The organism is Microbacterium sp. Bi121, from assembly GCF_918698005.1.
Classification (GTDB): Bacteria; Actinomycetota; Actinomycetes; order Actinomycetales; family Microbacteriaceae; genus Microbacterium.
Window position 1 is genome coordinate 56363 of record NZ_CAKKLJ010000002.1, and the last position, 24949, is coordinate 81311.

A 24949-nucleotide genomic window follows, 5' to 3' on the forward strand; every position below is an offset into this window, starting at 1 on the left:
CGGGGTCTCGATGCGAAGACGGGGCCTCGATTGTAGGTGTCACTGTTATGTCCGATTTCCGCGAGCCGGCGGCTTTCGGACGTGTCAGAGTGGAGGCATGAGCCTCCTGACGATGGCAACCAGCTCTCTGAGCGGCATGACATTCGACGAGCGGTATCGCGCGATCGACGCGCGCGACACCCGCTTCGACGGGCAGTTCGTCACGGCCGTGCACTCCACCGGCATCTACTGCCGCCCCTCTTGCCCTGCGCGCACGCCGAAGCGCGAGAACGTCAGCTTCTTCCCGACGAGCGCCGCAGCTCATGAGGCCGGTTTCCGCGCATGCAAGCGCTGCCTTCCCGAGGCCGCGCCCGGCTCGCCGGCGTGGGACGTGCGGGGGGATGCCGCGGCACGCGCCATGCGCCTCATCGCCGACGGCGTGGTGGAGCGCGAGGGCGTTCCGGGGCTGGCATCGAGGCTCGGATACTCCAGCCGCCACCTCACGCGGTTGCTGACCGCTGAACTCGGCGCAGGACCCTTGGCCCTCGCCCGGGCTCACCGCGCCCACAACGCCAGGATGCTGCTGGTCGGCACCGACCTGCCGATCGCCGACATCGCGTTCTCGGCCGGATTCGCCAGCATCCGCCAGTGCAACGAGACGATCCGCGAGGTGTTCGGGCTCACCCCGACCGAGCTGCGCGCGAAGCGGCACCGCGGGATCGAGACGCCGGGCGAGATCGACCTGCTTCTGCCGCACCGTGAGCCGATGGATGCAGCCGGCATCTTCGCCTGGATGATCGCCCGCGCCATCCCCGGCGTCGAGACGGCGACCGCGACATCGTTCGCCCGGCACCTGCGGATGCCAGGCGGGCCGGCGTGGTTCGAGGTGCGCCAGGGCGTGGACCGACGACTGCGACTGCGAGCCCGCGTCACCCACCTCGGCGACCTCGCTCCGCTGGTCGCCACAGCGCGCCGGATCTTCGACCTGGATGCCGATCCCGTCGCGATCGACTCGGCGCTGTCGGCTCATTCAGAGCTGGCGCCGCTCGTGGCTCGGGTCCCCGGCATCCGCGTCCCGGGCGCGGCCGACCCGCATGAGATGCTCATCCGGGCCATGGTCGGCCAGCAGATCACCGTCGCCGCCGCCCGAACGGCGTTGACGTCGCTGACCGAGGCGCTGGGGGAGAGAGCGGCCGACGACGGACTCCTGTTCCCGACCGTGACGGCGATCGCCGAGCACGGGGCTGAAGTGCTGCGCGGGCCCGCCGCGCGCATCCGCGCCGTCACCGGCGCTGCCGCCGCACTCGCCGACGGCTCGCTCGCCCTCACGGTCGGCGACGACAGCGCTGCTCAGCGTGCGGCGCTGCTGGCGATGCCGGGCATCGGGCCGTGGACCGCGGACTACGTGCGGATGCGCGTTCTCGGCGATCCGGACATCCTGCTGCCGGGAGACGTCGCCGTCCGCGCCGGGGCCGCCGCAGCCGGCATCATCGCGTCGAAGAAGATCGATGGTGCGGGCGGCCCAGCCGCCGAACTCACGACCTGGGCAGAACGCACGGCCCCGTGGCGCAGCTACCTCTGCGCTCATCTGTGGCGCGCAGCACCCGTTCGCACTCCACGACCTCGACAGACACGGACTACGTCCTCGACCACACCTTCGACCAAGGAGGTCTCATGACCGCTCTCATCCAGACCATCGACACCGCAGACGGGCCGTTCACCATCCTCGTCGACGAGCACCAGCGCGTCCTCGCCTCGGGTTGGACCGCGGACCACGACGAGATCGTCGGCCGACTGGCCGAGAAGAACCGTCCGGCAGAGGTCCGCGACGGCACAACCGATGCCGCGTCCGCCGTCCGCGCGTACTACGACGGCGATCTCTCCGCTATCGACGACGTGCCGGTGCGACAGTTCGGCACCGAGATGCAGCGGGCCGGGTGGGACGCACTCCGGCGCGTCACACCGGGGCAGCCGCTGACCTATACGGAGTTCGCCGTGGCCCTGGGCAGCCCGAGCGCTGTGCGCGCCGCGGCATCCATCTGCGCGCGCAACGCGCCGGCGCTGTTCGTCCCGTGCCATCGCGTGCTGCGGGGGGATGGATCGATGGGCGGCTTCGCCTGGGGGGTCGACGTGAAGGAGTCGTTGCTCGCCCGAGAACGCGCCGCACGGTGAATTCGAGCGGAGCGCAAACAAAATCCGGAATGGTTCTTGCCCTCAGCCGGTTCACAGGAATAGGCTGGAGGGCTGTCGCGCCGACCGGTGCGAGGCTTCGAGCCTGAGGAGGACACCATGATTTCGATCGCCGTCGCGCAGATCACCGTTCCTGGCTCGAACCCGGCCCACACCGCCACCCGGTTCTCGCGCGGCTGATTCCCGGCCGCCCGCCGCATCCAGGGCGCTGCGCTTCGCAGCCGCGCCCTCCACTCGAACCTCTTCCGCTCCACAACTCGTCTGAGAGTCATGTCCTCCTCGCCTTCTTCGTCTTCAACGTCCTCTTCGCTGTCCACGCCCCGGGCACTGTGGCGCCTCGCGCCTTTCGTAAAGCCGGTCGTCTGGCGCTTCGTCGGCGGTGCCGCCAGCGCGCTCGCTGCTGCGATCATCGCCCTGATGGTGCCGATCGTGCTCGAGCAGATCGTGCGCGGCCCCGTGCAGTCCGGCGCGGTCGGAATGATCGTCCTCGGCGCTCTCGCCGTCCTCGCTCTCGGCCTCGGCGAAGCCGTCATGGTCTGGCTGCGGCGCTGGTTCATCCTCAAGCCCTCGACCGAGGTCGAGTACCGGATGCGCACGCAGCTCTACTCGCGCCTCCAGACGCTGCCGGTCGCGTTCCACGACCGCTGGCAGTCGGGGCAGCTGCTCAGCCGCATGATGCAGGACATCGGCCTGATCCGCCGCTGGTTGGCGTTCGGTCTCATCCTGCTCGTCGTCAACATCCTGACGATCATCATCGGCTCCGTGCTGCTGTTCCGCTGGCACTGGCTGCTGGGCGCGATCTTCATCGTCACGGCGATCCCGCTGTGGATCCAGGGCTACCTCTTCGAGAAGCGCTACGGGCGCCTGGCTCGCCAGAGCCAGGACCAGGCGGGCGACCTCGCGACCAGCGTCGAGGAGAGCGTCCACGGCATCCGCGTGCTCAAGGCCTTCGGCCGCGGCAAGCACGCCCTCAACCGTTTCAGCACGCAGGCGGAGAGCCTGCGCGAGACCGAGCTCAGCAAGGCCCGCGCGATCGGATCGATCTGGTTCTGGCTCGACCTCATGCCGCAGATCGCGTTCGGCCTCAGCCTGATGTCGGGCATCTGGTTGATCGCGCAGGGCGCCATCGAGCTGCCCGAGCTGTTCGCCTTCTTCGCTATGGCGACCGTGCTGCGGTGGCCGATCGAATCGATCGGGTTCCTGTTCTCGTTCATGCTGGATGCCCGCACCGCGACCGACCGCGTGTTCGACATCTTCTCCGAGACGAACGCGATCACCGACCCGGAGAACCCCGTGACGATCGCGGAGCCCCGCGGCGAGCTCGCTTTCGAGAACGCGCACTTCCGGTACCAGGATGCCGGCGCTGCAGAGCGCGACCTGCTCGACGGCATCGACCTCGTGCTGCGCCCGGGGGAGACCATGGCGCTCGTCGGCCTCACCGGCAGCGGCAAGACCACCCTCACCACGCTCCCGACGCGCCTGTACGACGTGACAGGCGGGCGCGTGACGCTCGATGGCGTCGACGTGCGCGACCTGACGCTCGTCGAGCTGCGTCAGCACATCGCGATGGCGTTCGAGGACGCCACGCTGTTCTCGGCCTCGGTGCGCGAGAACGTGCTGCTCGGCCGCGCCGAGCTCGACGTCCACAGCGAAGAGGGCGAGCGCGTGCTTCGCGAGGCACTCGACGTCGCGCAGGCCGGGTTCGTCGACCAGCTGCCTGAAGGCGTCGAGACGGTCATCGGCGAAGAGGGGCTGAGCCTGTCCGGTGGGCAGCGCCAGCGTCTCGCTCTCGCGCGCGCCGTCGCGGCCAAGCCCAGGGTGCTGGTGCTCGACGACCCGCTCTCCGCGCTCGATGTCGACACCGAGGCTCTCGTCGAGGAGGCACTGCGCCACGTCCTCGCCGACACCACGGCGATGATCGTCGCACACCGCCCGTCGACGGTCGCGCTCGCCGACCGCGTCGCGCTGCTCGAGCGCGGGCGCATCACCGCCGTCGGCACGCACTCCGAGCTCCTGAGGACGAGCACGCACTACCGCCACGTGATCTCGAGCCTCGAGGCCGAGGAGGCCGCGCGCACCGGCGCGATCCCGATCATCACCGATCAGGATCTCGAAGAGGCCGAAGAGGCTGCAGCCGCGGTCGAAGCATCCACCACCGAGGAAGAGGAGGTGCAGGCGTGAGCACGGCACTCACCGGAACCCAGGGCGAAGACCGCTCCAACTACACCCGCGAGGAGAGCAAGGCGATCCGCCAGCGCTCGCTGCGTCTGCTCGGCTCGCTCGTGTCGCCGCTGAAGGCGCAGATCGTTCTCGCAGCGATCGTGCTCGTGGTCTCGACGGCGCTGCAGGTCGCCGGCCCTATCCTCATCAGCATCGGGCTCGACAAGGCGCTGCCGCAGGTCCTCGATCACGCGGACTGGATGCCGGCGTTCACGATCGGCTTCATCTACCTGTTCGCCGGTGCCACGGCCGCGGCGCTCATCGGCTGGTACGTCGTCGTCGCCGCTCGCATCACGCAGGCCGTGCTGATCGATCTGCGCAAGCGCATCTTCCTGCACACGCAGCGTCTGAGCCTGGAGTTCCACGAGACGTACACGTCCGGCCGGATCATCTCGCGCCAGACCAGCGACCTCGACTCGATCCGCGAGCTCCTCGACGGCGGTCTGAACAACCTCGTCTCCGGCGTGCTCTTCGGTGCGTTCACGTTCATCGCGCTCATCGTGTGGGACTGGCAGTCCGGTGTGATCTTGGCTGTAGCGGGCATCCCGCTGTACCTGCTCATGCGCTGGTTCTACTCGCGGTCGCAGGTCGTGTTCCGCGAGTCGCGCGTGATCAGCGCCAAGGTGATCGTGCAGTTCGTCGAGACGATGACGGGCATCCGTGCGGTCAAGGCGTTCCGCAAGGAGCCCCGCAACGACGTGACCTTCCAGAAGGTCGCCGGGGACTACCGCGATGTGAACCGTCGTTCGATGCTGCTGTTCGGCACGTTCGAGCCGGGCCTCATGGCGGTCGCCGCGCTGACGCTCGGCCTCGTCGTGCTCTGGGGCGGCATCCGCGTCGCCGACGGTGCGCTCACCGTCGGCGTGCTGCTGTCGGCCGTGCTGTACGTGCGCAACTTCTTCGCGCCCATGCAGGAGATCGCGATGTTCCTGAACTCCTACCAGTCGGCCACCGCCGCTCTCGAGAAGGTGTCGGGCGTGCTCGAGGAGCAGCCGACCGTTCCCGATCCAGAGGTGCCGGTCGATCTGTGGGAGTCGCGCGGTCACGTGCGCTTCGAGGAGGTCACGTTCGGATACTCGGGGGAGAAGACGATCCTCCCGAACTTCTCGCTCGACATCGCCGCCGGTCAGACGATCGCGCTGGTCGGCACGACCGGTGCGGGAAAGTCGACGCTCGCGAAGCTCATCTCGCGGTTCTACGACCCGTCACTGGGTCGGGTCACGCTCGATGGCGTCGACCTGCGGTCGCTGCATCCGAAGGACCTGCGCCGCGCGATCGTCATGGTCACGCAGGAGGCGTACCTGTTCAGCGGGACGGTGGCCGACAACATCGCGCTCGGGAAGCCGGATGCCACGCTCGACGAGATCAGGGCGGCGGCCAGGGCGGTCGGCGCGGACGAGTTCATCTCGGCCCTGCCCGACGGATACAGCTCCGACGTGAACAAGCGCGGCGGTCGGGTGTCGGCGGGGCAGCGTCAGCTAATCTCGTTCGCGCGGGCGTTCCTCGCCGATCCGGCGGTGCTGATCCTCGACGAGGCCACGGCGTCACTCGACATCCCGTCGGAGCGGCTCATCCAGGATGCGCTGCAGACGCTGCTCAAGGACCGCACGGCGATCATCATCGCGCACCGCCTGTCGACGGTCGCGATCGCCGACCGCGTGCTGGTGATGGAGCACGGACAGATCATCGAGGACGACGCCCCCGCTGCCCTCATCGGCGGCACCGGCAAGTTCGCGCAGCTTCACGCCGCCTGGCAGGAGACGCTGGTCTAGCGCGGGCATCCGCCCGCCCTGCGCGGGAGGGGTCGCGTCTGGTCGCCTGGCGGGTGCTGAGGCGACGACTTGCGACCCCTCCCGACACCGGAGACGCGATGGGGCGGGACCGATACGATCGGAACGTGGATCCGTTGTGGATGCTGGCCGCCGAGTGGTGGTGGATCGCCCCGACCGCTGTCGGAGCCGGTGCCGTCACCGCCGTCGGCGTGCGCCGCAGTCGTAAGCGCAGCGGCCGACGCCTGGCGCTGGATGCCGCGCGCAGCGATCTGCGGGATGCTCAGCGCGAGGTCGGCGAGCGCCGGCGTGCCGTGAAGGTCGCGCGGGCCGAGCATGCCCGTCTGGTCGCAGAGCGGACGGCATCCCGAGCCTCGAGCGCCGATGTCGCCAGCGGGCGGCGCGCGCTGAAGCAGGCCGAGTACGACGCCAAGGCCGCGTCCGCTTACGTCCGTGCACGGCGGGCGCGCGTCAGCGCAGCCCAGGCAGAGTTGCCTCGCGCATCCCAGGCCGACCGCTATCCGGTCGCACGGCTGCACAGGGCCCACGACGCCATCACGGCGCGGTGGATGGACTACGAGACCGACCCGGCGAAGCTGATCGCCTACCCCGTCATGAGCAACGGCAAGGATCCGGCGATGGCGGCGTTCCTCGCCGCAGCGCGGCGGGCACGCGACCTGCGGCCATCGTCGACGTCCGGTGTGACGCCGGCGGAGTTCTCGGCGTACCGGGATGCCGTAGCCGATCTCGAGCGCACGTTCGACGTCGCCGAGTACACGGCGAAGGAGCGGGCCGCAGGGCGCGACCCCGGTGCCTCGCAGGCCTGGCAGGAGACAGCGCACGACGTGCTCAGCCGGTCGGCGGAGGCACTGGACCGCGCTGCCGGGGCCGCGGCGTCCGCATTCGCGACGTGGACCGCCCGCCGCAAGCCGAAGGACGACGAACCCACGCGTTCGTGAGGCGACGCCGAGCCGCCTACGCGGGCAGCGCGCGCGTGCGGACGAGTTCCTGGTACCAGCGGCCCGAGTCCTTCACCGTTCGCTCCAGCGTGTCGAAGTCGACCCGGACGATGCCGAACCGCTTGGCGTAGCCGTAGCCCCATTCGAAGTTGTCGAGCAGCGACCACACGAAGTAGCCGCGCAGGTCGACGCCCCGCGCCAGCGCCCGGTGCGCCGCAGTGAAGTGGCGGCGCAGATAGTCGGTGCGCTCCGGATCGGGCACCGACCCGTCCTCGGCGACCTGATCGTCGAACGCGGCACCGTTCTCGGTCACCATGAGCGCCTGGCCGGGGAACTGCTCCGACAGCGAGACGAGCAGCTCCTCCAGTCCCTCCGGCGCGATGTTCCAGCCCATCGCCGTGTACGGACCCGGTTGCTCGACGAACTCGACGAGCTGATCGCTGCCCGGCCACGCGGTTCCCGCTGAGGTGCCCTTGTGCCCGTCGTTCTGCTGCTTCTCGGAGACGCCGTCCCAGAGCCGCACGGTCGCGGTGGAGTAGTAGTTGACTCCGAGCACGTCGATCGGCTGGTTGATGGTCTGCAGGTCGCCGTCCTGCACGAACGACCAGTCGGTCACCCCTGCGGTGTCGGTGAGCAGATCGGCCGGGTACTCGCCTCGCAGCATCGGGCCGGTGAACGCACGGTTCGCGAGAGCGTCGATCCGGCGCATCGCCTCCGAAGCGCCGTCGCCCTGCCCGCGCAGCACGTGGAAGTTCAGGGTCACCGAGTAGTCGGGGTCGCCGGCGGACGTGGAGCGCAGCGCCTGGATCGCCCTGCCGTGCGCGAGGTTCAGGTGGTGCACCGCCGAGAGGGCCGATGCCGGCTCGGTGCGGCCGGGCGCATGACCGCCCTGGCCGTAGCCGAGGTATGCCGAGCACCAGGGCTCGTTCAGCGTGGTCCAGGTGTGCACCCGGTCCCCGAGCGCCTCACCCATGACCGAGGCATAGCGCTCGAACGCGTCCGTGGTCGCGCGGGAGGTCCAGCCTCCGGCGTCCTCGAGGTACTGCGGAAGATCCCAGTGGTAGAGCGTGGCGACAGGCCGGATGCCGCGCGCGAGCAGTCCGTCGACGAGGCGCGAGTAGAAGTCGACCCCGCGCTGGTCGACGGCGCCGTCGACAGTCGGCTGGATCCGCGGCCACGCGATCGAGAAGCGGTAGGCCTGCAGGCCGAGCTCCGCCATGAGGTCCAGGTCCTCATCGAGCCGGTGATAGTGGTCGCACGCCACATCCCCGGTGTCGCCGTTCCACACCTTGCCCGGCGTCTTGCTGAACGTGTCCCAGATCGACGGCGTGCGACCGTCCTCCGAAGCCGCGCCCTCGATCTGATACGACGCGGTGGCAGACCCGAACGTGAACGATGGCGGAAAGACGAGGCCCGTGTCGCGGTAGTCGGCGGAGCCGGTCGTGGTCGTCATTCGGTTCTCCTGGATCGAGGCGTGGAGAGACCCCGCGTCGAAAGACGACGGAGCCTCGGTGGGGGAGGGGATCCGAGACCCCGCCGCCGCTACGAGGATGAGACCTGGATAGAGGCGATGACCTCGCCGTACTCGGTCTCGCCGACCTGTGTGAATCCGACGCGCTCGAAGAACGCGGCAGGACCCGCGTCACCGGCTTCGTAGATCACATCGACGTGGTTCATCCCTCGGGAGCGAGCCTCTTCGATCAGCGCCTCGACGGCGTACCGTCCGATGCCGCGACCCTGGTCGTCGGCATCCACATTGATGCGCCACAGGACCGACCGGAAGTGCTCTTCCGGAGCCTCGGGGTCGAAGTTCGCGCTGACGAATCCGACGACCTCGTTGCGGTCGAGAACGACGCGCTGCCAGGAGGTCTGCGGGTTGATGACGGTAGCGGCGATCCCGTACGAGACGGGCGCGAGGTACTGCTCCTGCCCCGGCTTCAGGGACAGATTGTTGACGGCGACGATCGTCGCAGCGGACAGTTCGACCACGCGCAGTTCAGTCATAGCCCCAGGGTAACCTCTCTGGACGAGTGCGGACAGAAAGAAGTCCGGGAACGTGGACTGGGGCACTCAGGTATCTTGGTATCGAGACAAATTTGACTCGTGAACGGAGAATCTCCCGGTGACCGACGACGCCATCATCTACACCTACACGGACGAGGCACCGGCTCTCGCCACCGCATCGCTCCTCCCGATCGTCCAGGCATACGCCGGCAAGGCGGGCATCGAGATCGAGACGCGCGACATCTCGCTCGCCGGCCGCATCCTCGCAGCCTTCCCGCAGCGCCTCACCGCCGAGCAGGAGGTGTCCGACGCCCTCGCCGAACTCGGCGGACTCGCCACGCTCCCCGAGGCCAACATCATCAAGCTGCCGAACATCTCGGCATCCATCCCGCAGCTGAAGGCGGCCATCGCCGAGCTGCAGGCCCAGGGCTACGACATCCCGAACTTCCCGGACGAGCCGTCCTCGCTCGACGAGAAGGACATCCGCGCTCGCTACGACCGCATCAAGGGCTCTGCCGTGAACCCCGTTCTGCGCGAGGGCAACAGCGACCGCCGCGCGCCGCTGGCCGTCAAGAACTACGCCAAGAAGCACCCGCACACCAACAAGCCGTTCGCCGAGGGCTCGAAGACCCGCGTCGCCACCATGGGGCACGACGACTTCAAGCACAACGAGAAGAGCTGGATCGCCGCGCACGACGACGTCCTCACCATCCGCCACATCGCCGAAGACGGCACCGTCACCGTCCTCAAGGACAACCTCAAGGTGCTGCCGCGCGAGATCATCGACGCGACCTTCCTGTCGGCAGCAGCTCTCGACGCGTTCCTCGCCGAGACGCTCGAGACCGCCAAGAACGACGACGTGCTCTACTCGGTGCACCTCAAGGCGACGATGATGAAGGTCTCGGACCCGATCATCTTCGGCCACGTCGTCAAGACGTTCTTCGCCGACGTGTTCGCGCGCTTCGGCGATCAGCTCGCCGCCGCAGGCCTCAGCGCCAACGACGGCCTCGGCTCGATCCTCACCGGACTCGCCGGCATCGAGGGCGGAGCCGAGATCGCTGCGGACTTCGAGAAGAAGATCGCCGACGGCCCCCGTCTGTCGTACGTCAACTCCGACAAGGGCATCACGAACCTGCACGTCCCCTCGGACGTCATCGTGGATGCCTCGATGCCGGCGCTCGTCCGCAACGGCGGCAAGCTCTGGGGCGTCGACGGCGCCGAAGATGACACGCTCGCCGTCATCCCCGACTCGTCGTACGCCGGTGTGTACCAGGCCGTGCTCGACGACGTGATCGCCAACGGCCCGCTGAACCCGGCCACGATCGGCACCGTCCCCAATGTCGGCCTCATGGCGCAGGCGGCTGAGGAGTACGGCAGCCACGACAAGACGTTCGAGATCGCCTCGGCCGGTCGCATCGAGGTCGTGGACGGCGACGGAACCGTCGTCATCGAGCACCATGTCGGCGCCGGAGACATCTGGCGTGCGACGCAGACCAAGCACATCCCTGTCATGGACTGGGTGAAGCTCGCGGTCACCCGTGCCCAGGCGACCGGGGCCCCTGCCGTGTTCTGGCTCGACCTCAACCGCGCACACGACGCGCAGCTGATCGCCAAGGTGCACCAGGCGCTCGCGACCCTCGACACCGATGGAGCGCAGATCTCGATCCTCGCCCCTGAAGAGGCGACCCGCTACACGCTGGCACGTATGCGCCACGGCCTGGACACCATCTCTGTCACCGGCAACGTGCTGCGCGACTACCTCACCGACCTGTTCCCGATCCTCGAGGTCGGCACTTCGGCGAAGATGCTCTCGATCGTCCCGCTGCTCGCCGGCGGCGGGCTGTTCGAGACCGGTGCAGGCGGATCGGCCCCGAAGCACGTGCAGCAGCTCGTCGAGGAGAACTACCTGCGCTGGGACTCGCTCGGCGAGTTCTTCGCGCTGGCCGCCTCGCTCGAGCACTTCGCGGACCGCACCGGCAACGAGAAGGCGCGTGTACTGGCCGAGACGCTGGATGCCGCAACAGGCACCTTCCTCGAAGAGGACCGCTCGCCGGGCCGCAAGCTCGGAACGATCGACAACCGCGGCAGCCACTTCTACCTGGGCCTGTACTGGGCTCAGGAGCTGGCCAAGCAGACCAAGGACGCCGACCTCGCAGCGGCGTTCGCGCCGATCGCCGAGAACCTGACCTCGAAGGAGCATGACATCGTCTCCGAGCTCAACGGCGCCCAGGGCCACGCGGTGGACATCGGAGGCTACTACCGCCCCGACGTCGCCAAGGTCGCGCAGATCATGCGCCCGTCGCAGACGCTGAACGGGATCATCGACGCGGTCTGATGCTGAGTCGACGAAAGGCCGGATGCTTGATGCATCCGGCCTTTCGCGTTTTGATTGGCGCGCGGTGTCCGCCTCGTTCGCGCTGTTCAATCCTGTTCGCGCTGCAGAAGTATCAGCAGCGTCGACAGGGAACAGCAGCGCTAGGCTGGGATCAGCAGCGCGAGGCTGGGAACAGCAGCGCGAGGAGGTTGTCTGCGGGGCGTCAGTAGTGGACGTTGACGCCGACACCCTGCGGCGTCCAGTTGAACAACCACTGCGCGCGCCACTCCGGCATGCCGACGCAGCCGTGACTCATGCGCGTGCCCCAGTTGCTGTGCCAGTAGACGCCGTGCAGCGCCTGGTCGCCATTGAAGTACATGACCCACTTGACATCGGGCTGGAAGTAGTGCGGCGCCTTGGTGAGATCGCGGTTGCCCATGTTCTGGCTCGACGTCTTCCAGCCGATGGGGTACGTGCCGGGATGGGTGTTGAATCCGTCGACACCGGAGGAGACGTACCAGGAGTCGACGACGACGCCGTTCTCGATGGCGCTGACGACCTGGGTGGACAGGTTCACGTCGATCTGTCGCAGCAGGGTGGTCGTCTTGAACGCGACCTCTTCGACCTCGACCGGCTGAACGGCCGTGCCGTTCTCGAGCTGCGCGGCGAAATCGGACGCGAGCGTGCTGGTGTCGCCGAGGGTGCGGCCGGTGACGCCGGCGGTCAGCTCCTGCAGGACGGTGCCGCTGCCGTTGACGATGGTCTTGGCGTCCACGGGAGCGCGATCGACCTTCGAGGCGAGGGCGTCGACGGTCTCCTGGATGGCTGAGGCGTCTGCGGAGATCGTCAGCTCGCCGTCCGTGTCGACGACGTCGAGCCAGGTCGCTGCGACGGCTGGTGACACCGGAACCGTCCGCTCGTCGCCGACGTAGAAGCCGATTTCGGCCAGCATGCCGTTCAGCTGGTCGGCGACCGCCGCGGCCTCCTCGTCGCTGACCGCAGCCGGTGCCTCTGCCGGCGCGGCGGAGAACTCGAGCGTGCCCGCACCGTCACTCATCGCCTCGGTGATGGCGCCGGTGAGCGCGTCGAGGTCGATGCCGGTTCCCGCGACAGCGGGGGTGGTCGTGTAGGACGCGCTGCCGGCGTCGAACGACACCTTCGCGTCGATCGCGTCCTCGTAGCTCGCGGGAACCAGGCCGCGCAGAGTGTCGTGCGCGACCTCTGGGTCGAGTGAGATGTCGGCGGCGATGGGCTCGGGCAGCCAGGCACCGACGTTCCACATCGGGTGCTCGGCGTACGCGGCATCCGCAAGAGCCTTCGCGTCGATCGAGGCGCCGAGCTCGGACCCGGTCACGACCAGGTCCTCCGCGGAGTCGGTGAGCGAGATCTGCAGGCCGGCGAGGTGCGCCTCGACGGTCTCTGCCGCGGCGGCCGGCGTCAGTCCACCGACCGGAACGCCGGCGATCGTCGTACCCGGTGCGATGAGGATCGTGGATGCCGCGCCCGCAGCGAGAAGCAGCGCGCCGACGCCGACGCCGACCCAGAGGCCGGTGCGATGCCTCTTCGGCGCAGGCTCGCGGGGAGCCCACTCGACTGGACGAGCACCGTCGATCGGCGGCATCGCTTGCGTGCTGGTCGTGGACTCGCCGGTGGCTTCACCGGATGCGGCGACAAGGTCGGTCACGATTTCACCCCCCGAGAGTCAACGCGACAGTTTCTCTATCATACGTGGCCGCAGATAACGAGCGGGCAACGGTTGAGACGATGATGCCCCGGGATCACGCGGATCCCGGGGCATCATCGATGCGGCCGTGCGTCAGCTGCAGAGCTGCTGCAGTGCGGTGGCCGACTCGGTGACGTCGCTGGTGATCGTGCTGAGGTCGCCGGCAGCGTCGAGATCCTGCTCTACGACGACCTTGGTGAGCACCTCGCCCAGTGCGACGAAGTCGTCGTACACGGCGGTGGTGGCTTCCTTGACCTCGGTGTTGGAGACGCTGTCGACGGTGTCGCCGAGCTTGCCGATGTACTCGTTGAACTGGTCGACGGTCGCCTGCGGGTCGGCGCTCGCCGGGTCGATGCTGGACATCGCGTTGCTGGCCTCGGTCAGCTGCGGGATGACGATGCCGCACGCGTCCTCGACGGACTGGTCGGTGTTCGTCTCCTCTGCGGGAGCCGAGTCGCCCGAGTCCGCCTTGTCGGACGTGGGCTCCTCAGCCGCACCGGAGCAGGCGGTCAGGCCGAGGACGGCGACGGTGGCGATGGCGAATGCTGCGATACGGCGGTTCATGTGATTACCCCTCAATGACGGCACCACGAAGTGCGGTGCTCGATTCTCCGGTCGAGAAACCAGTCAAGCACACCGGCCACGGGGGTCTCGATGGGCAGAATGACCCATGAGCCGCCGCAGGGTCAGCCCTCGACGATGGCGATGCCGTCGATCTCGACGAGCATCTCCTCGCGCGGAAGACCCGTGAAGACGGTGGTCCGCGACGGGAGAACGCCGCTCGGCGTGTGCGCCGCGACGAACGCGCCGTACGCGTCGTTCATGGCGGCGAAGTCGGAGCGCTGCGTGAGATAGACGCGCAGCATGACGACGTCGTCGAACGTCGCACCCGACGCCTCGACGATCGCTTTCACGTTCTCGAGCGTGCGGGTGGTCTGCGCGGCCACGTCGCCCTCGAACACGTACTCGTTCGTCGAGGGGTCGACCGGTCCCTGTCCGGAGACCTGGACGAACGGGCCCTTGCGCACGCCTTGCGAGAACGTGTGAGCTGGAGCGGGGGCGGCGTCGGTCGTGATTCGAGTCTTCGTGCTCATCACCTCAGCCTAGTAGCCTTGTTAGATGCCTCTACAAATTCCGGATCCGACGCTCGGCCCGTGGGCGAAGGCGTTCCCGGCTCGCTCGCATGGGCTGCGGCTGAGCGAGATCCCGGATGCTGGATTGTCGCTATCCGAGTTCAGCACTCCGGTGATGACCCTGCACGAGCAGTCGGTCGCCCACAACGAGCAGGCCGTGTTCGACTGGGCGCGCGACGTCGGCGTCGTGCTCGCACCGCACGGCAAGACCACGATGGCGCCGGCGCTGTGGCAGAGCCTCCTGGATGCCGGGGCCTGGGGCATCACCGTCGCGACGCCGTGGCAGGCCGCCGTCGCGGTGGATGCCGGCGTCCACCGCATCCTCATCGCGAACGCCGTCACCGACGTCGCCGCAGCCGCCGATCTCGGCGCCCACCTGGCTGCCGATCCCGCACTGCGGATCATCTGCTGGGCCGATTCGACCGACACGGTCGCCCTCCTCGCCGCCGCCGGCATCGACCAGCACCATCCGCTCGACGTCCTCGTGGAGATGGGCGGCGCAGGAGGACGAACCGGCGCCCGCACGATCGAGGAGGGCGAACGGATCGCACGTGCGATCGACGACGCCCCAGGATTGCGGCTCGCCGGCGTCGGCGGGTACGAGGGTCCGTTCGGACCCGACCGCAGCGACGCGTCGGTGCGAGCAGTGGACGCGTACCTCCAGACGATCGTCGACCTGCACCGCCGGCTGACCTACGGCGAGGGGCCGACGCCCATCCTCACTGCCGGAGGCAGCGCCTTTCCGGACCGCGCAGCCGCCGTGCTCGCGCCGCTGCGCGGCGAGGCCGAGATCGTGCTGCGCTCCGGTGCCTTCCAGATCCACGACGACGGGTTCTACTCCCGGATGTCTCCGTTCGGCTCACTCACCGGCACCGCCCCGCTGCGCTCGGCCATGCACGCCTGGGCCCGTGTCGTCTCGCGACCAGAGCCGGGCCTCGCGCTGCTGGATGCCGGCCGCCGCGACGTGCCCTTCGACATCGACCTCCCCATACCGCAGTCGGTCGCGGGCGACGTCACCGCGCTGAACGATCAGCACGCATTCCTCTCCCTCGCCCCCGGCGCGCAGGTGGCCGTCGGCGACGTCGTCAGACTCGGGCTCTCGCATCCGTGCACGGCGTTCGACAAGTGGCGGGTCATCCCGGTGATCGACGATCCGGATGCCGATGATCCGCGCGTGATCTGGGCGGTGGCGACGTGCTTCTGAGTGCCGAGCAGGCTGGAGCCGGCCGGGTGCGCGTGTACCGCGGGGCGACCGTCGTCGACGGCACAGGAGCCGATCGGTACCGTGCGGACGTCGCGATCGAGGGCTCGACGATCGTCGCGGTCGTCCGCGCCGACGACGACGACGAGGCTCTCGAGCTTCCCTCCGGCGCGGTGGAGATCGAGGCCGACGGTCTGGTCCTCGCACCCGGCTTCATCGACATGCATGCGCACAGCGACCTCGCCGTACTCACGGGCGCCGATCATCAGGCGAAGATCAGGCAGGGCGTCACGACCGAGGTCATCGGGCAGGACGGACTCGGCTATGCACCGCTCGACGACGTCGCGGCATCCGCCGTCCCCGCGCAGATCGCCGGCTGGAACGGCGCTCCTGCCCTGCACATGACGGGCGGAGTCCCGTGGCGCACGGTGGACGAGCTGCTCGCCGCGATCGACGCGGCGACGGTCGCCAACGTCGCCGTGCTCGTGCCGCAGGGCAACCTCCGGATGATGACCATCGGGCACGAGAACCGTCCGGCGACTCCGGATGAGCTCGAGGCCATGTGCGCGCTGCTCGGCGCGGCCCTGGACGCCGGAGCCTTCGGAATGTCGAGCGGCCTGACCTACACACCGGGCATGTACGCCTCCACCGCGGAGCTGGAGACGCTCTGCCGCGTCGTCGCCGAGCGCGGCGGCTACTGGGCTCCGCACACCCGCAGCTACGGCGCCGGTGCGCTGGACGCGTACCGTGAGGCGCTCGACATCGGCCGCCGCACTGGATGCCCTGTGCACCTCACGCACGCCACCATGAACTTCGCCCCCAACCGTGGGCGGGCCGCCGAGCTGCTCGCCCTCGTCGACGAGGCGATCGCCGACGGTGTGGACGTCACGCTCGACACCTACCCGTACCTGCCAGGGGCGACGACTCTCTCGGCCCTCCTGCCCAGCCGCCTCGCGGCGGGCGGCGATCTCGTCGCCGGCATCCGGTCGCTGGACGACGCTCAGCGCGAGCAGGTGCGCGTCGAGCTCGAGGACATCGGGTGCGACGGCTTCCACGGGGAGCGGGCCGACTGGTCGCAGATCGAGGTCTCCGGCACCGCGAACCCCGCGCTCGCGCACCTGGTCGGGCGCACGATCGATGAGATAGCCGGTACCGAAGGACGCCGTCCCGTCGATGTCGTCCTCGACACGATCGTGGCGGATGCCGGGGCGACAGGCATTCTCATGCACATCGGCGACGAGCAGAACGTGCGCGCGATCATGCGGCACCCCCGTCACACGGGCGGCAGCGACGGCATCCTGATCGGCGCGAAGCCGCACCCGCGCGGGTTCGGGACCTTCCCGCGCTACCTCGGCCACTACGTGCGCGAGCTCGGCGTCCTCCGCCTCGAGGAGGCAGTGCAGCACCTGTCCGCCGCTCCGGCGCGACGTCTCGGCCTCGACCGCGGGGACACGCCGCGCGGCGTCATCCGTGCCGGCGCCATGGCCGACCTCGTGCTGTTCGATCCTGAGATGATCGCCGCCGGCGCGACATTCGACGATCCACGCGCGGCTCCGGTCGGCATCCATGAGGTGCTGGTGTCCGGCGTCGCGGTGATCTCCGGCGGCGAGGTCGCCGGCGCGACCCCGGGCAGCGCCCTGCGGATGCCACCGCCGCCGCACCGTGCCACGGTGCCGCTGATCGACTCGACGATCGATCCGCAGGCGGCTCCGTTCCTCCTGCATCACGATGCGCCGATCATCGGGTCAGGAGACCTCTCGAGGATCGCCTCCCTGCTGCGCGATGCCCTCGACCTCGCACCGGATGCCGCCCCAGAGGCCCCATCGATCCTGCTGCGCGTTGACGAGAGCCTCGGTGGGGAGGAGTCCTTCCGCATCGACGTCACCGCCGAGGGTGTCGAGCTCATCGGCGCCGCTCCCGTCGGCGTCTTCCGTGCCGCGATGGCCCTGCGGCAGCTGTGCACGCCCGAGACCGCGATCGCCACTCGTATCCCGGCCGGTGTCTGGCAGGGTGAGCCGGCGTATGGATGGCGGGGAGCGATGCTCGACGTCGCTCGGCACTTCCGCCCGGCCGATGACGTCCGTCGCCTCATCGATCTGCTGGCGATGCACCACCTGAACGTGCTGCACCTGCATCTCACCGACGATCAGGGCTGGCGCTTCGAGGTCCCCGGATTCCCGCGGCTCACCGAGATCGGTGCGCGGCGAGAGGCCACCCAGCGCGGCCACGGCCCGCGTGCGACCGTCGAACCCGGCGTCCACGAGGGCTTCTACACGACGGCCGAGCTGCGCTCACTGGTCGCATACGCGGCCGACCGCTTCGTGACCATCGTGCCGGAGGTCGAGCTGCCAGGTCACGTCCAGGCTGCGCTCGCCGCATACCCCGAGCTCGGCAACACCGACATCGGTGAGAGGGTCACGGCGCCATGGGAGCGGTTCGGCGTGAACCCGCGCGTGCTCGCGCCCACCGACGAGGCGCTCGACTTCGGCCGAGCCGCGATCGACGCGCTGTGCGACATCTTCGACTCGCCGTGGATCGGGATCGGCGGCGACGAGGTGCCTGTCGACGAATGGGCGCAGAGCGCTGCCGCCGGCGAACGGATGCGTCTGCTCGGGCTCGCGGAGCCGCACGACGTGCAGCCCTGGTTCACCGAGCATTTCGTGGCGCATGTCCACTCGCACGGCCGCACGGCCCTCGCGTGGGACGAGGTTCTCGAGGGCGACGTGCCCGATGGCGTGCGGATCCTCGCCTGGCGAGGACCGGCTGCGATGGCGGAGGCGCTGCGGCGCGGCATCCCGGTGGTCGGATGCCCCGATCTGGAGGCGTATCTCGATTACCGCCAATCCGAATCGGCGGACGAACCCGTGCCGGTCGGACCGCCCTTGACCATCGAGCGCGCCTACACCCTGACGCTTCCGGCCGGCGCCGTCGGCGGACAGGCGAACACCTGGACCGAGCACCTGCCCACCAGGGATCGGCTCGACTACGCGATGTTCCCGCGGCTGAGCGCGATCGCCGAGCGCCTGTGGGCCGGGGGAGAGCCGGGCGAAACGGAAGCATTCCTGCGGCGTCTTCCGCTGCACCTGCGGCGTCTCGCGCGTGCCGGGGTGCAGTATCGTCGGCTCCAGGGCCCGACACCCGATCAGCGACGAGACGGAATCCCTGGAAAACCGATAAGCGTCGCCGATCGCGAACGACACGTCTCCGACCTGGTCGCCGGTTTCCGCCATGGCCCAGCTCATGCTCCGAAGGTGAATTGACAGATATGTCCGAGACGGGTGAACCGCGACAGGCCGCACCGGCCGCGCGAACCAACGCGGCGACGCACGCCTTCGGGTCGTCGCAGAACCTCCGATCGCGCACCAAGGTCCTCCCGGAGCACGCCAGAGGACACAACCGCGCGCTCGTGCTGCAGACGCTGTACCACTCCGGATCGATGAGCCGGGCTGATCTGTCGAGGGAGACCGGCCTCACCCGCGTCACCATCTCTGACCTGGTCGCCGAGTTCATCGCCGACGGCATCATCATCGAACTCGGCATCCGCGAGACGGTCGGGCCGGGCAAGCCGCCGATCCTCGTCGACATCGACCGCCTCGGTCACCAGATCATCGGGTTGGATCTGTCTGATGCCGAGGTGTACCGCGGTTCGGTCATGAGCCTCGACGGCGACGTGCTCGAGCGCCGCGAAGTCGCGAGGCCGGCGCCGTCGGACGGCGAGGGCGCGTACGCCGCTGTGCGAGGGCTCGCGGAGGAGCTCGTCGCGGCATCCACGGCGACGCTGCTCGGCGTAGGGGTCGGCACCCCTGGCATCGTCCGGCCGGACGGCGTCGTGCTCAGCTCGCCGAACATCGGCTGGACGGACTTCGCGCTGGAATCCGAGCTCGGCCGCGATCTCGGGCTGCCGGTGATCGCCCGCAACGACGCGAACGCCGCGGTGCTGGCGGAGTACACGTTCGGCGAGGCTCGCTCGGACTTCGTCCTCATCAAGATCGGGTTCGGTGTCGGCGCCGGGCTCATCTCCGGCAGCCAGCCGCTTCTCGGCAGCCGGTACGCCGCGGGCGAGATCGGTCACGTCGTCGTCGGCACCGACGGCGGCCCGCACTGCGTGTGCGGTCGTGACGGGTGCCTCGAGGCCTGGCTCAGCGTCAGCCGACTGCGCGACGAGATCGCCGCCGATCCCGCATCCCGCGACGTGGTCCTGCGCGATGCCGGAACCCGGATGGCGATCGCCATCGCACCGATCGTGACCGCGCTCGACCTCTCCGAGATCGTGCTGTCGGGGCCGCTCGACCTGCTCGACGGGACGTTCATCGACGCAGCTACCCGGACTCTCCGGTCGCGGACCCTCGAAGGCGTCTTCGATGACGTCGTGATCCGTCCGACCCAGCAGCCGGATATCGTGCTCCGCGGAACGGCTGTGATGGTCCTCTCGAGCCAGCTCGGCGTCTCCTGAGGACGCCGCACTCTGAGACAATCGAACTGTCTTCCCCTTCTTCCCCGCGGCAGCGCTCATCGCGTTCGCAGTCCGCTCGCTTCTGAACAGGAGATCGCCGTCCATGGCTGAAGTCGTCATCGTCGAGAACGCCCCCGCTGCGGGTGCGCTGGTCGCGGATGAGATCGTTCGTCTCATCACGGAGAAGCCGGATGCCGTGCTCGGCCTGGCGACGGGTTCGACGCCGCTGCCGGTGTACCAAGCGCTGCCGCCGCGTCTCGCGGGAGTGGATGTCTCGCGCGTGCGCGGATTCGCCCTCGACGAGTACGTCGGCATCGACCCCGCTCACCCCGAGAGCTACCGCTCGGTGATCACCCGCGAGGTCGTCGAGCCGCTGGGGCTGGACCCCGAGCTGATCCGCACGCCCAACGGTGCCGCCGATGGCGTGCAGCACGCGGGTGACGACTACGAGGCGGCGATCGAGGCTGCCGGTGGCGTCGACCTGCAGATCCTCGGCATCGGCACCGACGGACACATCGGTTTCAACGAACCGGGATCCTCCTTCGCATCGCGCACGCGCGTGAAGACGCTCACCGTGCAGACCCGTGAGGACAATGCGCGGTTCTTCGACTCGATCGACGACGTTCCGATGCACTGCATCACCCAGGGCCTCGGCACGATCCTGCGTGCACGTCACCTCGTGCTGCTCGCGTTCGGTTCTGGGAAGGCCAGGGCCGTCGCTGCCGCGGTCGAGGGGCCGGTCAGCGCGATCCTCCCGGGGTCGGCGATCCAGCTGCACGAGCATGTCACGGTCGTCGTCGACGAGGCGGCGGCATCCGAGTTGAAGCTCGCCGACTACTACCGCTACACGTTCGACAACAAGCCGGCCTGGCAGGGCCTCTAACCCGGGCTGGCGCTTCCGAGCACGTCGGGCCACGCGATCGGGAGCAGGTGCTCGAGGCTCAGCGGTGCGAGTTCGAGCGTGCCGATCGCGTCCGGTGTGATCCAGCGGAGCTCGGCGAGTTCGGCCTGCACGGTCACGGCATCCGCCTCGATCGTCAGGGCGAACGCGTCGGCGATCACCCGGTGGCCGGGTTCGTTCGCGGCGGCGGAGATGAAGCGCCCTAGCGGTCGCATCGCGTTCTCGTCGATGCTGAGCCCCAGCTCCTCCTCCAGCTCGCGGGCGAGCGTCTGCGCCGGGTTCTCGCCGGCCTCCGGTTTGCCGCCCGGTTGCATGAATGCCGTCGTGCCCTGTTTGCGCACGACGAGGACACGTCCGCTCTCATCGTGGATGACGGCGGCGCTGACGTGGATGTCAGGCATGCGCGAACACCTTTCCCGGAGCCAGGATGCCGAGCGGATCGAACACGGCCTTGATCTGCCGCTGCAGCTCCCACTGATCCTCGCCGAGCTCGTCAGCGAGCCAGCGGCTCTTCAGGATGCCGATGCCGTGCTCTCCGGTGAGGGTGCCGCCCAGACGTACGGCGGCGCGGAACAGCTCGTCTGCTGCCGCCCAGACGTGGTCGGGGACCTCGCTGCCCTCGAAGATGAAGTTCGGGTGCAGGTTGCCGTCGCCGGCATGCGCGACCGTCGGGATCGTGAGCCCGTAGGCGGCTTCGATCCGAGCGATCTCGTCGAACATGGCCGGAAGCGCGCTGCGCGGCACCGAGACGTCTTCGATCAGAGTGGTGCCGAGGGCTGCCATGGCGCCGTGCATGGACCGCCGGATCGCCAGCAGCTGCTCGCCCTCCGCGCGGTCGGTCGTGAGCGTCACGGTGCCGCCTGACGCGCGCAGCGTCTCGGCGATGCGCGCAGCCTCGGCGGCGGCCGCAGGGCCGTCGGTCTGGATCGTCAGTTGTGAGGTGGTGGCCGCCGGCGCAGGCAGGCGGAGGTGCGCGTGCACGGCGGCGAACGCCGGGGCATCCATCAGTTCCATGATCGCGGGCTGGACTCCGGATGCCGTCACCGCCGCCGACCCGGCGGCCGCAGCGCGCACGGTCGGGAACAACGCGGTGAGGGTGCAGACCTCGCCTTCGACGAGTCTTCTCAGTTTCAGTGTGGCACCGACGACGACGCCGAGCGTCCCCTCTGATCCGATCACGAGCGCTGTGAGGTCGAGCCCGGTGACGCCCTTGACGCTGCGGTGGCCGAGGTGGAGGAGCCGGCCGTCGGCGAGGACGAGGTCGACGCCGAGCACGGCATCCCTGACGACGCCGTACTTCGCGCACAGCAGCCCGCCGGCGCCGGTGGCGATGTTGCCGCCGACCGTGGAGATGTCGCGGCTGGCGGGGTCCGGCGCCCACCACAGGCCGTCCTCGGCCAGGCGCGCGTTGAGCTGGGCGTTCAGGATCCCCGGTTCGACGACGGCGAGCAGATCGTCCTGTCGCACCTCGAGCACGCGATTCAGACGCATCGTGGACAGCACGATCTCGCCGGGGCCGGCGTTCGCGGCTCCCGCGAGACCGGTGCCGGCGCCACGCACGACGACGGGTGTGCGGGTCGCCGTCGCGATGCGCATCGTCTGCTGCACGTCGGCGACGGTTCGCGCGTGGACGACGGCGATGGGCCGCCCGGGGGAGCGGTGACCCGACCGGTCCGCCCTGGCGGCCTCGAGCGAGACCTCGCTCGCATCGACGATGTCGCCGAGTGCGTCGCGCAGGGCCGCGACCACTGTCACTTCAGGGTTCTCCGACCGGCGAAGAGACCCGCGGCGACCGCGACGACGGCGAACGCCACGCCGGCCCATGCCTGGCCCATCGACCACCAGGCGAGCGTGACGCCGGCGTAGATGAGCAGCTCGACGGCCGCGCGGATGAACGGATGCAGTTGCAGCACGGGACGCGGTGAGAGAAACAGCGCCCAGATCAGCAGCACGATCAGCGGGGAGCCGATGCCGAAGACGAGGTTCCACGGGAAGTCCCACATCGCGAAGCCCCACAGCGCCAATGACGCGAGCGCCACGACCAGGACGACGGCCCTGACGATGTCGAGCGGGGTGATGTTCGGACGGTTGACACCAGGCACGGCGTCGGGGGCTTCGGACATGCCTCCAGTCTATTCGGCGGGGGCGAGGGCCTCGTTCGTCGTCGCCGGCGCGAGGAGGTCTGCGGCGGTGTCCTCAACCGGCGCCGCGGTGAGAGGACTCTCCTCTGTCGACGCGTCCTCCGTCGATTCGGGGCTCGATGGAGTCTCACCGGTCAGCGCGTCGTCAGCCGCAGCGCCGTCGGTCGGAGGGGCGACGTCGGACGGCTCCTCCGGCGCAGGTTCGTCCGCAGCAGCATCGGCCAGTTCCTGGCAGGTCGGGCCGGAATAGAGCTCGGCCAACGTGGTGATCTCCTGCTCCCCTCGGCTGTCACCGAGGACGTAGCCGATCGAGACCTCGATCTGCGCTGCATCCTGAACCTGCGCGTCCGTCGGCCTCAGATCGACAGTGCCGGCGCCCTGCGCCGAGAGAATGGTGCGGTAGACACCGGCATCCGTGCCGGCGGCGCCTTCGACGACGACGCGGACGTTCGCGTCGGGAGCGCCGCTGAGTGGTACGGAGTACTGGGGCACCAGACCGTCCTCGCCGGTGCATGTCTGCGCGGCGGGCTCCCAGCCTGGAGCTCCGCTCGGTACCTCTGGCTCGGGTTCTGGTTCCGGCTCGGGTGTCGACGGCGGCTCGGTCGATTCGCTTCCGTCGCCACCTGCTCCGCCTGCGGGCCTCTCATCGCTCACCGGCGTGCTCGCTGCGGGAGGCGCTGCCTCCTCCGGCGCGGTGGCGGGCGGCGGCGCCTTCCGCGGCGCCACGTAATCGTCGCTGTCGTCGGGCGCTGGGAGCTCGAGGACGAGCATCTCGTCCGCCTCGATGTCGTTGCCGGGGACGAGCTCGGACGAGATCGACGAACCGTCCGCGTCTCCTGCGCTGGGGAGCGAGGTCACCGGGCTGGCGCTGACGAGCCCGGGGACGATCGTCGCTGCCGCTACGACACCCGCGACGACGAGGGCCGCCGAGCCGGCGCCGACCAGTGCGCCGATCCCCGAGATGGCGCCGCCGGGAGCCGCACCCGATGTCGAACCGGCGGCTGCACCTGACCCGCCGAGCGTCGTTCCCTCGAGGCCGCTCGGTGCGCCGGCGCCGGTCGCGACGACAGCGCCGGAGACGACGTCCGACGGCATCCCCGTGACGGCGATGGCCGGAATCCTGCCCTGCTGGAGCAGCGCGGTGTACCCGGCGGCTCCCGTGACGCCGAGGACCAGCGGGAGAAGGACGAGCGCGAGCCTGCTGGAGACGTCCTTGACCTCACCGGCGACGATGATGCACCGGGCGCAGTCGTCGAGGTGCGCGTCGAGCCGTCTCTGATCGCGCGTGCTGAGGTTGCCACGGGAATGGGCACCGAGGTGCGCGATCGTCCAGTGGCATTCGGAGTCGGATGCCGTGCTGCCCACGTGCGCCTGGATCCAGGCTTCGCGCAGGCCCTCGCGGGCACGGAAGGCGAGCTGAGACGCCGCGCCGGCCCTCATCCCGAGCAGCGGGGCGACCTCGGCGGGCTTCATCTGCTCGATCTCGGTGTACCAGAGCACTTCCTGCCAGCGCGTCGGCAGTCCGCGGAAGGCGTGAGCGGTGAGGCTGCGATCGAGGGCCTCATCCGCAGCCTGCTCGGTGCTCTCCGGGTCGACGATGGATTCGAGCTCGTCGATCGGGGTCTCACGGCGGGCGCGGCCCCAGGCAGCCGCCGTGTTGCGGATGCTCGTGAACAGGTATGCGCGGAAGGAGCCGTTCGGCCCGCCGCCGCGGACGACGGCCTGGAAGATGCGTGCGAACGCCTCTTGGACGAGGTCGTCAGGGTCGATGCTCGACGTGATGGATCGCGCGACGGCGATGCCCGATGGGTAATGACGGCGCCACAGTTCGCTGAACGCGTCTGCGTCGCCTGAGCGCGTGCGCAGGATCAGATCTGCGTCGGCTGTCTGGCCTGTCTCGAAGTCGTTGTGCACAGTCATCCATTGGTCGTGGGGCGAGGATGTGCCTCCACATGAACAAGC

The 24949-nt window shown here is 69.2% G+C and carries 19 protein-coding genes; 10 read left to right on the forward strand and 9 right to left on the reverse strand.

Annotation, left to right across the window (positions count from 1 at the left end):
* Positions 1-97: 97 nt before the first annotated feature.
* The 5 genes from LQZ87_RS02985 to LQZ87_RS03005 all read left to right on the forward strand — a co-directional run bounded on the left by LQZ87_RS02985 (position 98) and on the right by LQZ87_RS03005 (position 7117).
* Positions 98-1657 (forward strand): Ada metal-binding domain-containing protein, encoded by a 1560-nt coding sequence (locus tag LQZ87_RS02985; RefSeq protein WP_230101976.1) that lies wholly within the window; start codon positions 98-100, stop codon positions 1655-1657.
* A complete protein-coding gene (locus LQZ87_RS02990) occupies positions 1654-2151 on the forward strand; it encodes a methylated-DNA--[protein]-cysteine S-methyltransferase (protein ID WP_230101977.1) in 498 nt (165 codons plus the stop codon). Before LQZ87_RS02985 ends, LQZ87_RS02990 begins: the two co-directional genes overlap by 4 nt.
* Before the next feature lie 288 nt (positions 2152-2439).
* On the forward strand, positions 2440-4350 hold the full coding sequence (locus LQZ87_RS02995; protein ID WP_230101978.1) for an ABC transporter ATP-binding protein: 1911 nt from the start codon (positions 2440-2442) through the stop codon (positions 4348-4350).
* Positions 4347-6161 carry an ABC transporter ATP-binding protein gene (locus LQZ87_RS03000; RefSeq protein WP_230101979.1) on the forward strand — a complete coding sequence of 605 codons (1815 nt, stop codon included), beginning with the start codon at positions 4347-4349 and terminating at the stop codon, positions 6159-6161. The genes LQZ87_RS02995 and LQZ87_RS03000 overlap by 4 nt, the downstream gene beginning before the upstream one ends.
* 125 nt (positions 6162-6286) lie before the next feature.
* The gene (locus LQZ87_RS03005) at positions 6287-7117 is read left to right on the forward strand and encodes a hypothetical protein (protein ID WP_230101980.1); all 831 of its coding nucleotides are present in this window, start codon (positions 6287-6289) and stop codon (positions 7115-7117) included.
* 16 nt (positions 7118-7133) lie between these two features.
* Here LQZ87_RS03005 and LQZ87_RS03010 read toward each other — a convergent pair whose 3' ends face one another.
* On the reverse strand, positions 7134-8570 hold the full coding sequence (locus tag LQZ87_RS03010) for a GH1 family beta-glucosidase (RefSeq protein ID WP_230101981.1): 1437 nt from the start codon (positions 8568-8570) through the stop codon (positions 7134-7136).
* An 89-nt stretch (positions 8571-8659) separates the two neighbouring features.
* Positions 8660-9121 carry a GNAT family N-acetyltransferase gene (locus tag LQZ87_RS03015; RefSeq protein WP_230101982.1) on the reverse strand — a complete coding sequence of 154 codons (462 nt, stop codon included), beginning with the start codon at positions 9119-9121 and terminating at the stop codon, positions 8660-8662.
* Between the two features lie 118 nt (positions 9122-9239).
* On the opposite strand from LQZ87_RS03015, the gene LQZ87_RS03020 reads away from it, so the two are divergent.
* Positions 9240-11456 carry an NADP-dependent isocitrate dehydrogenase gene (locus LQZ87_RS03020; RefSeq protein ID WP_230101983.1) on the forward strand — a complete coding sequence of 739 codons (2217 nt, stop codon included), beginning with the start codon at positions 9240-9242 and terminating at the stop codon, positions 11454-11456.
* A gap of 202 nt (positions 11457-11658) precedes the next feature.
* Here the strand turns inward: LQZ87_RS03020 and LQZ87_RS03025 are convergent, their stop codons facing one another.
* From LQZ87_RS03025 to LQZ87_RS03035, 3 genes are all read right to left on the reverse strand, one after another.
* The gene (locus tag LQZ87_RS03025) at positions 11659-13119 is read right to left on the reverse strand and encodes a L,D-transpeptidase family protein (RefSeq protein ID WP_230101984.1); all 1461 of its coding nucleotides are present in this window, start codon (positions 13117-13119) and stop codon (positions 11659-11661) included.
* A 132-nt stretch (positions 13120-13251) separates the two neighbouring features.
* Positions 13252-13722: a hypothetical protein gene (locus LQZ87_RS03030; RefSeq protein WP_230101985.1), complete on the reverse strand. Its 471-nt coding sequence runs from the start codon at positions 13720-13722 to the stop codon at positions 13252-13254.
* Between the two features lie 122 nt (positions 13723-13844).
* Entirely contained in the window at positions 13845-14252 is a 408-nt protein-coding gene (locus LQZ87_RS03035; RefSeq protein WP_230101986.1) for a RidA family protein, read from the reverse strand.
* A gap of 25 nt (positions 14253-14277) precedes the next feature.
* Here LQZ87_RS03035 and LQZ87_RS03040 point away from each other — a divergent pair, with 25 nt between their 5' ends.
* The 4 genes from LQZ87_RS03040 (at position 14278) to nagB (ending at position 20828) form a co-directional block, all read left to right on the forward strand.
* Positions 14278-15495, forward strand: coding sequence for an alanine racemase (locus tag LQZ87_RS03040; RefSeq protein WP_230101987.1), 1218 nt, complete (start codon positions 14278-14280; stop codon positions 15493-15495).
* Positions 15486-18752, forward strand: coding sequence for a family 20 glycosylhydrolase (locus LQZ87_RS03045; protein WP_230101988.1), 3267 nt, complete (start codon positions 15486-15488; stop codon positions 18750-18752). Before LQZ87_RS03040 ends, LQZ87_RS03045 begins: the two co-directional genes overlap by 10 nt.
* A gap of 5 nt (positions 18753-18757) precedes the next feature.
* Positions 18758-19945, forward strand: a complete 1188-nt coding sequence (locus LQZ87_RS03050) for an ROK family transcriptional regulator (protein WP_230101989.1) — start codon at positions 18758-18760, stop codon at positions 19943-19945.
* A gap of 103 nt (positions 19946-20048) precedes the next feature.
* On the forward strand, positions 20049-20828 hold the full coding sequence (nagB, locus tag LQZ87_RS03055) for a glucosamine-6-phosphate deaminase (RefSeq protein WP_230101990.1): 780 nt from the start codon (positions 20049-20051) through the stop codon (positions 20826-20828).
* On the opposite strand, the gene LQZ87_RS03060 is transcribed toward nagB, so the two are convergent.
* The 4 genes from LQZ87_RS03060 to LQZ87_RS03075 are packed head-to-tail and all read right to left on the reverse strand — an operon-like array spanning position 20825 to position 24907.
* The gene (locus LQZ87_RS03060) at positions 20825-21247 is read right to left on the reverse strand and encodes an NUDIX domain-containing protein (RefSeq protein ID WP_230101991.1); all 423 of its coding nucleotides are present in this window, start codon (positions 21245-21247) and stop codon (positions 20825-20827) included. The genes nagB and LQZ87_RS03060 overlap by 4 nt on opposite strands.
* Positions 21240-22601, reverse strand: coding sequence for an FAD-linked oxidase C-terminal domain-containing protein (locus LQZ87_RS03065; RefSeq protein WP_230101992.1), 1362 nt, complete (start codon positions 22599-22601; stop codon positions 21240-21242). Before LQZ87_RS03065 ends, LQZ87_RS03060 begins: the two co-directional genes overlap by 8 nt.
* The gene (locus tag LQZ87_RS03070; protein WP_230101993.1) at positions 22598-22969 is read right to left on the reverse strand and encodes a YrdB family protein; all 372 of its coding nucleotides are present in this window, start codon (positions 22967-22969) and stop codon (positions 22598-22600) included. The genes LQZ87_RS03065 and LQZ87_RS03070 overlap by 4 nt, the downstream gene beginning before the upstream one ends.
* A gap of 9 nt (positions 22970-22978) precedes the next feature.
* Positions 22979-24907 carry a sigma-70 family RNA polymerase sigma factor gene (locus LQZ87_RS03075; RefSeq protein WP_230101994.1) on the reverse strand — a complete coding sequence of 643 codons (1929 nt, stop codon included), beginning with the start codon at positions 24905-24907 and terminating at the stop codon, positions 22979-22981.
* Positions 24908-24949: the final 42 nt, after the last annotated feature.

Coding starts and splice junctions, on each gene's coding strand:
- LQZ87_RS03035 (WP_230101986.1), bottom strand. CDS start 14,252: ATGAGCACGAAGACTCGAATCACGACCGACGCCGCCCCCGCTCCAGCT.
- LQZ87_RS02995 (WP_230101978.1), top strand. CDS start 2,440: ATGTCCTCCTCGCCTTCTTCGTCTTCAACGTCCTCTTCGCTGTCCACG.
- LQZ87_RS03010 (WP_230101981.1), bottom strand. CDS start 8,570: ATGACGACCACGACCGGCTCCGCCGACTACCGCGACACGGGCCTCGTC.
- LQZ87_RS03040 (WP_230101987.1), top strand. CDS start 14,278: ATGCCTCTACAAATTCCGGATCCGACGCTCGGCCCGTGGGCGAAGGCG.
- LQZ87_RS03030 (WP_230101985.1), bottom strand. CDS start 13,722: ATGAACCGCCGTATCGCAGCATTCGCCATCGCCACCGTCGCCGTCCTC.
- LQZ87_RS02990 (WP_230101977.1), top strand. CDS start 1,654: ATGACCGCTCTCATCCAGACCATCGACACCGCAGACGGGCCGTTCACC.
- nagB (WP_230101990.1), top strand. CDS start 20,049: ATGGCTGAAGTCGTCATCGTCGAGAACGCCCCCGCTGCGGGTGCGCTG.
- LQZ87_RS03075 (WP_230101994.1), bottom strand. CDS start 24,907: ATGACTGTGCACAACGACTTCGAGACAGGCCAGACAGCCGACGCAGAT.
- LQZ87_RS02985 (WP_230101976.1), top strand. CDS start 98: ATGAGCCTCCTGACGATGGCAACCAGCTCTCTGAGCGGCATGACATTC.
- LQZ87_RS03070 (WP_230101993.1), bottom strand. CDS start 22,969: ATGTCCGAAGCCCCCGACGCCGTGCCTGGTGTCAACCGTCCGAACATC.
- LQZ87_RS03050 (WP_230101989.1), top strand. CDS start 18,758: ATGTCCGAGACGGGTGAACCGCGACAGGCCGCACCGGCCGCGCGAACC.
- LQZ87_RS03015 (WP_230101982.1), bottom strand. CDS start 9,121: ATGACTGAACTGCGCGTGGTCGAACTGTCCGCTGCGACGATCGTCGCC.
- LQZ87_RS03060 (WP_230101991.1), bottom strand. CDS start 21,247: ATGCCTGACATCCACGTCAGCGCCGCCGTCATCCACGATGAGAGCGGA.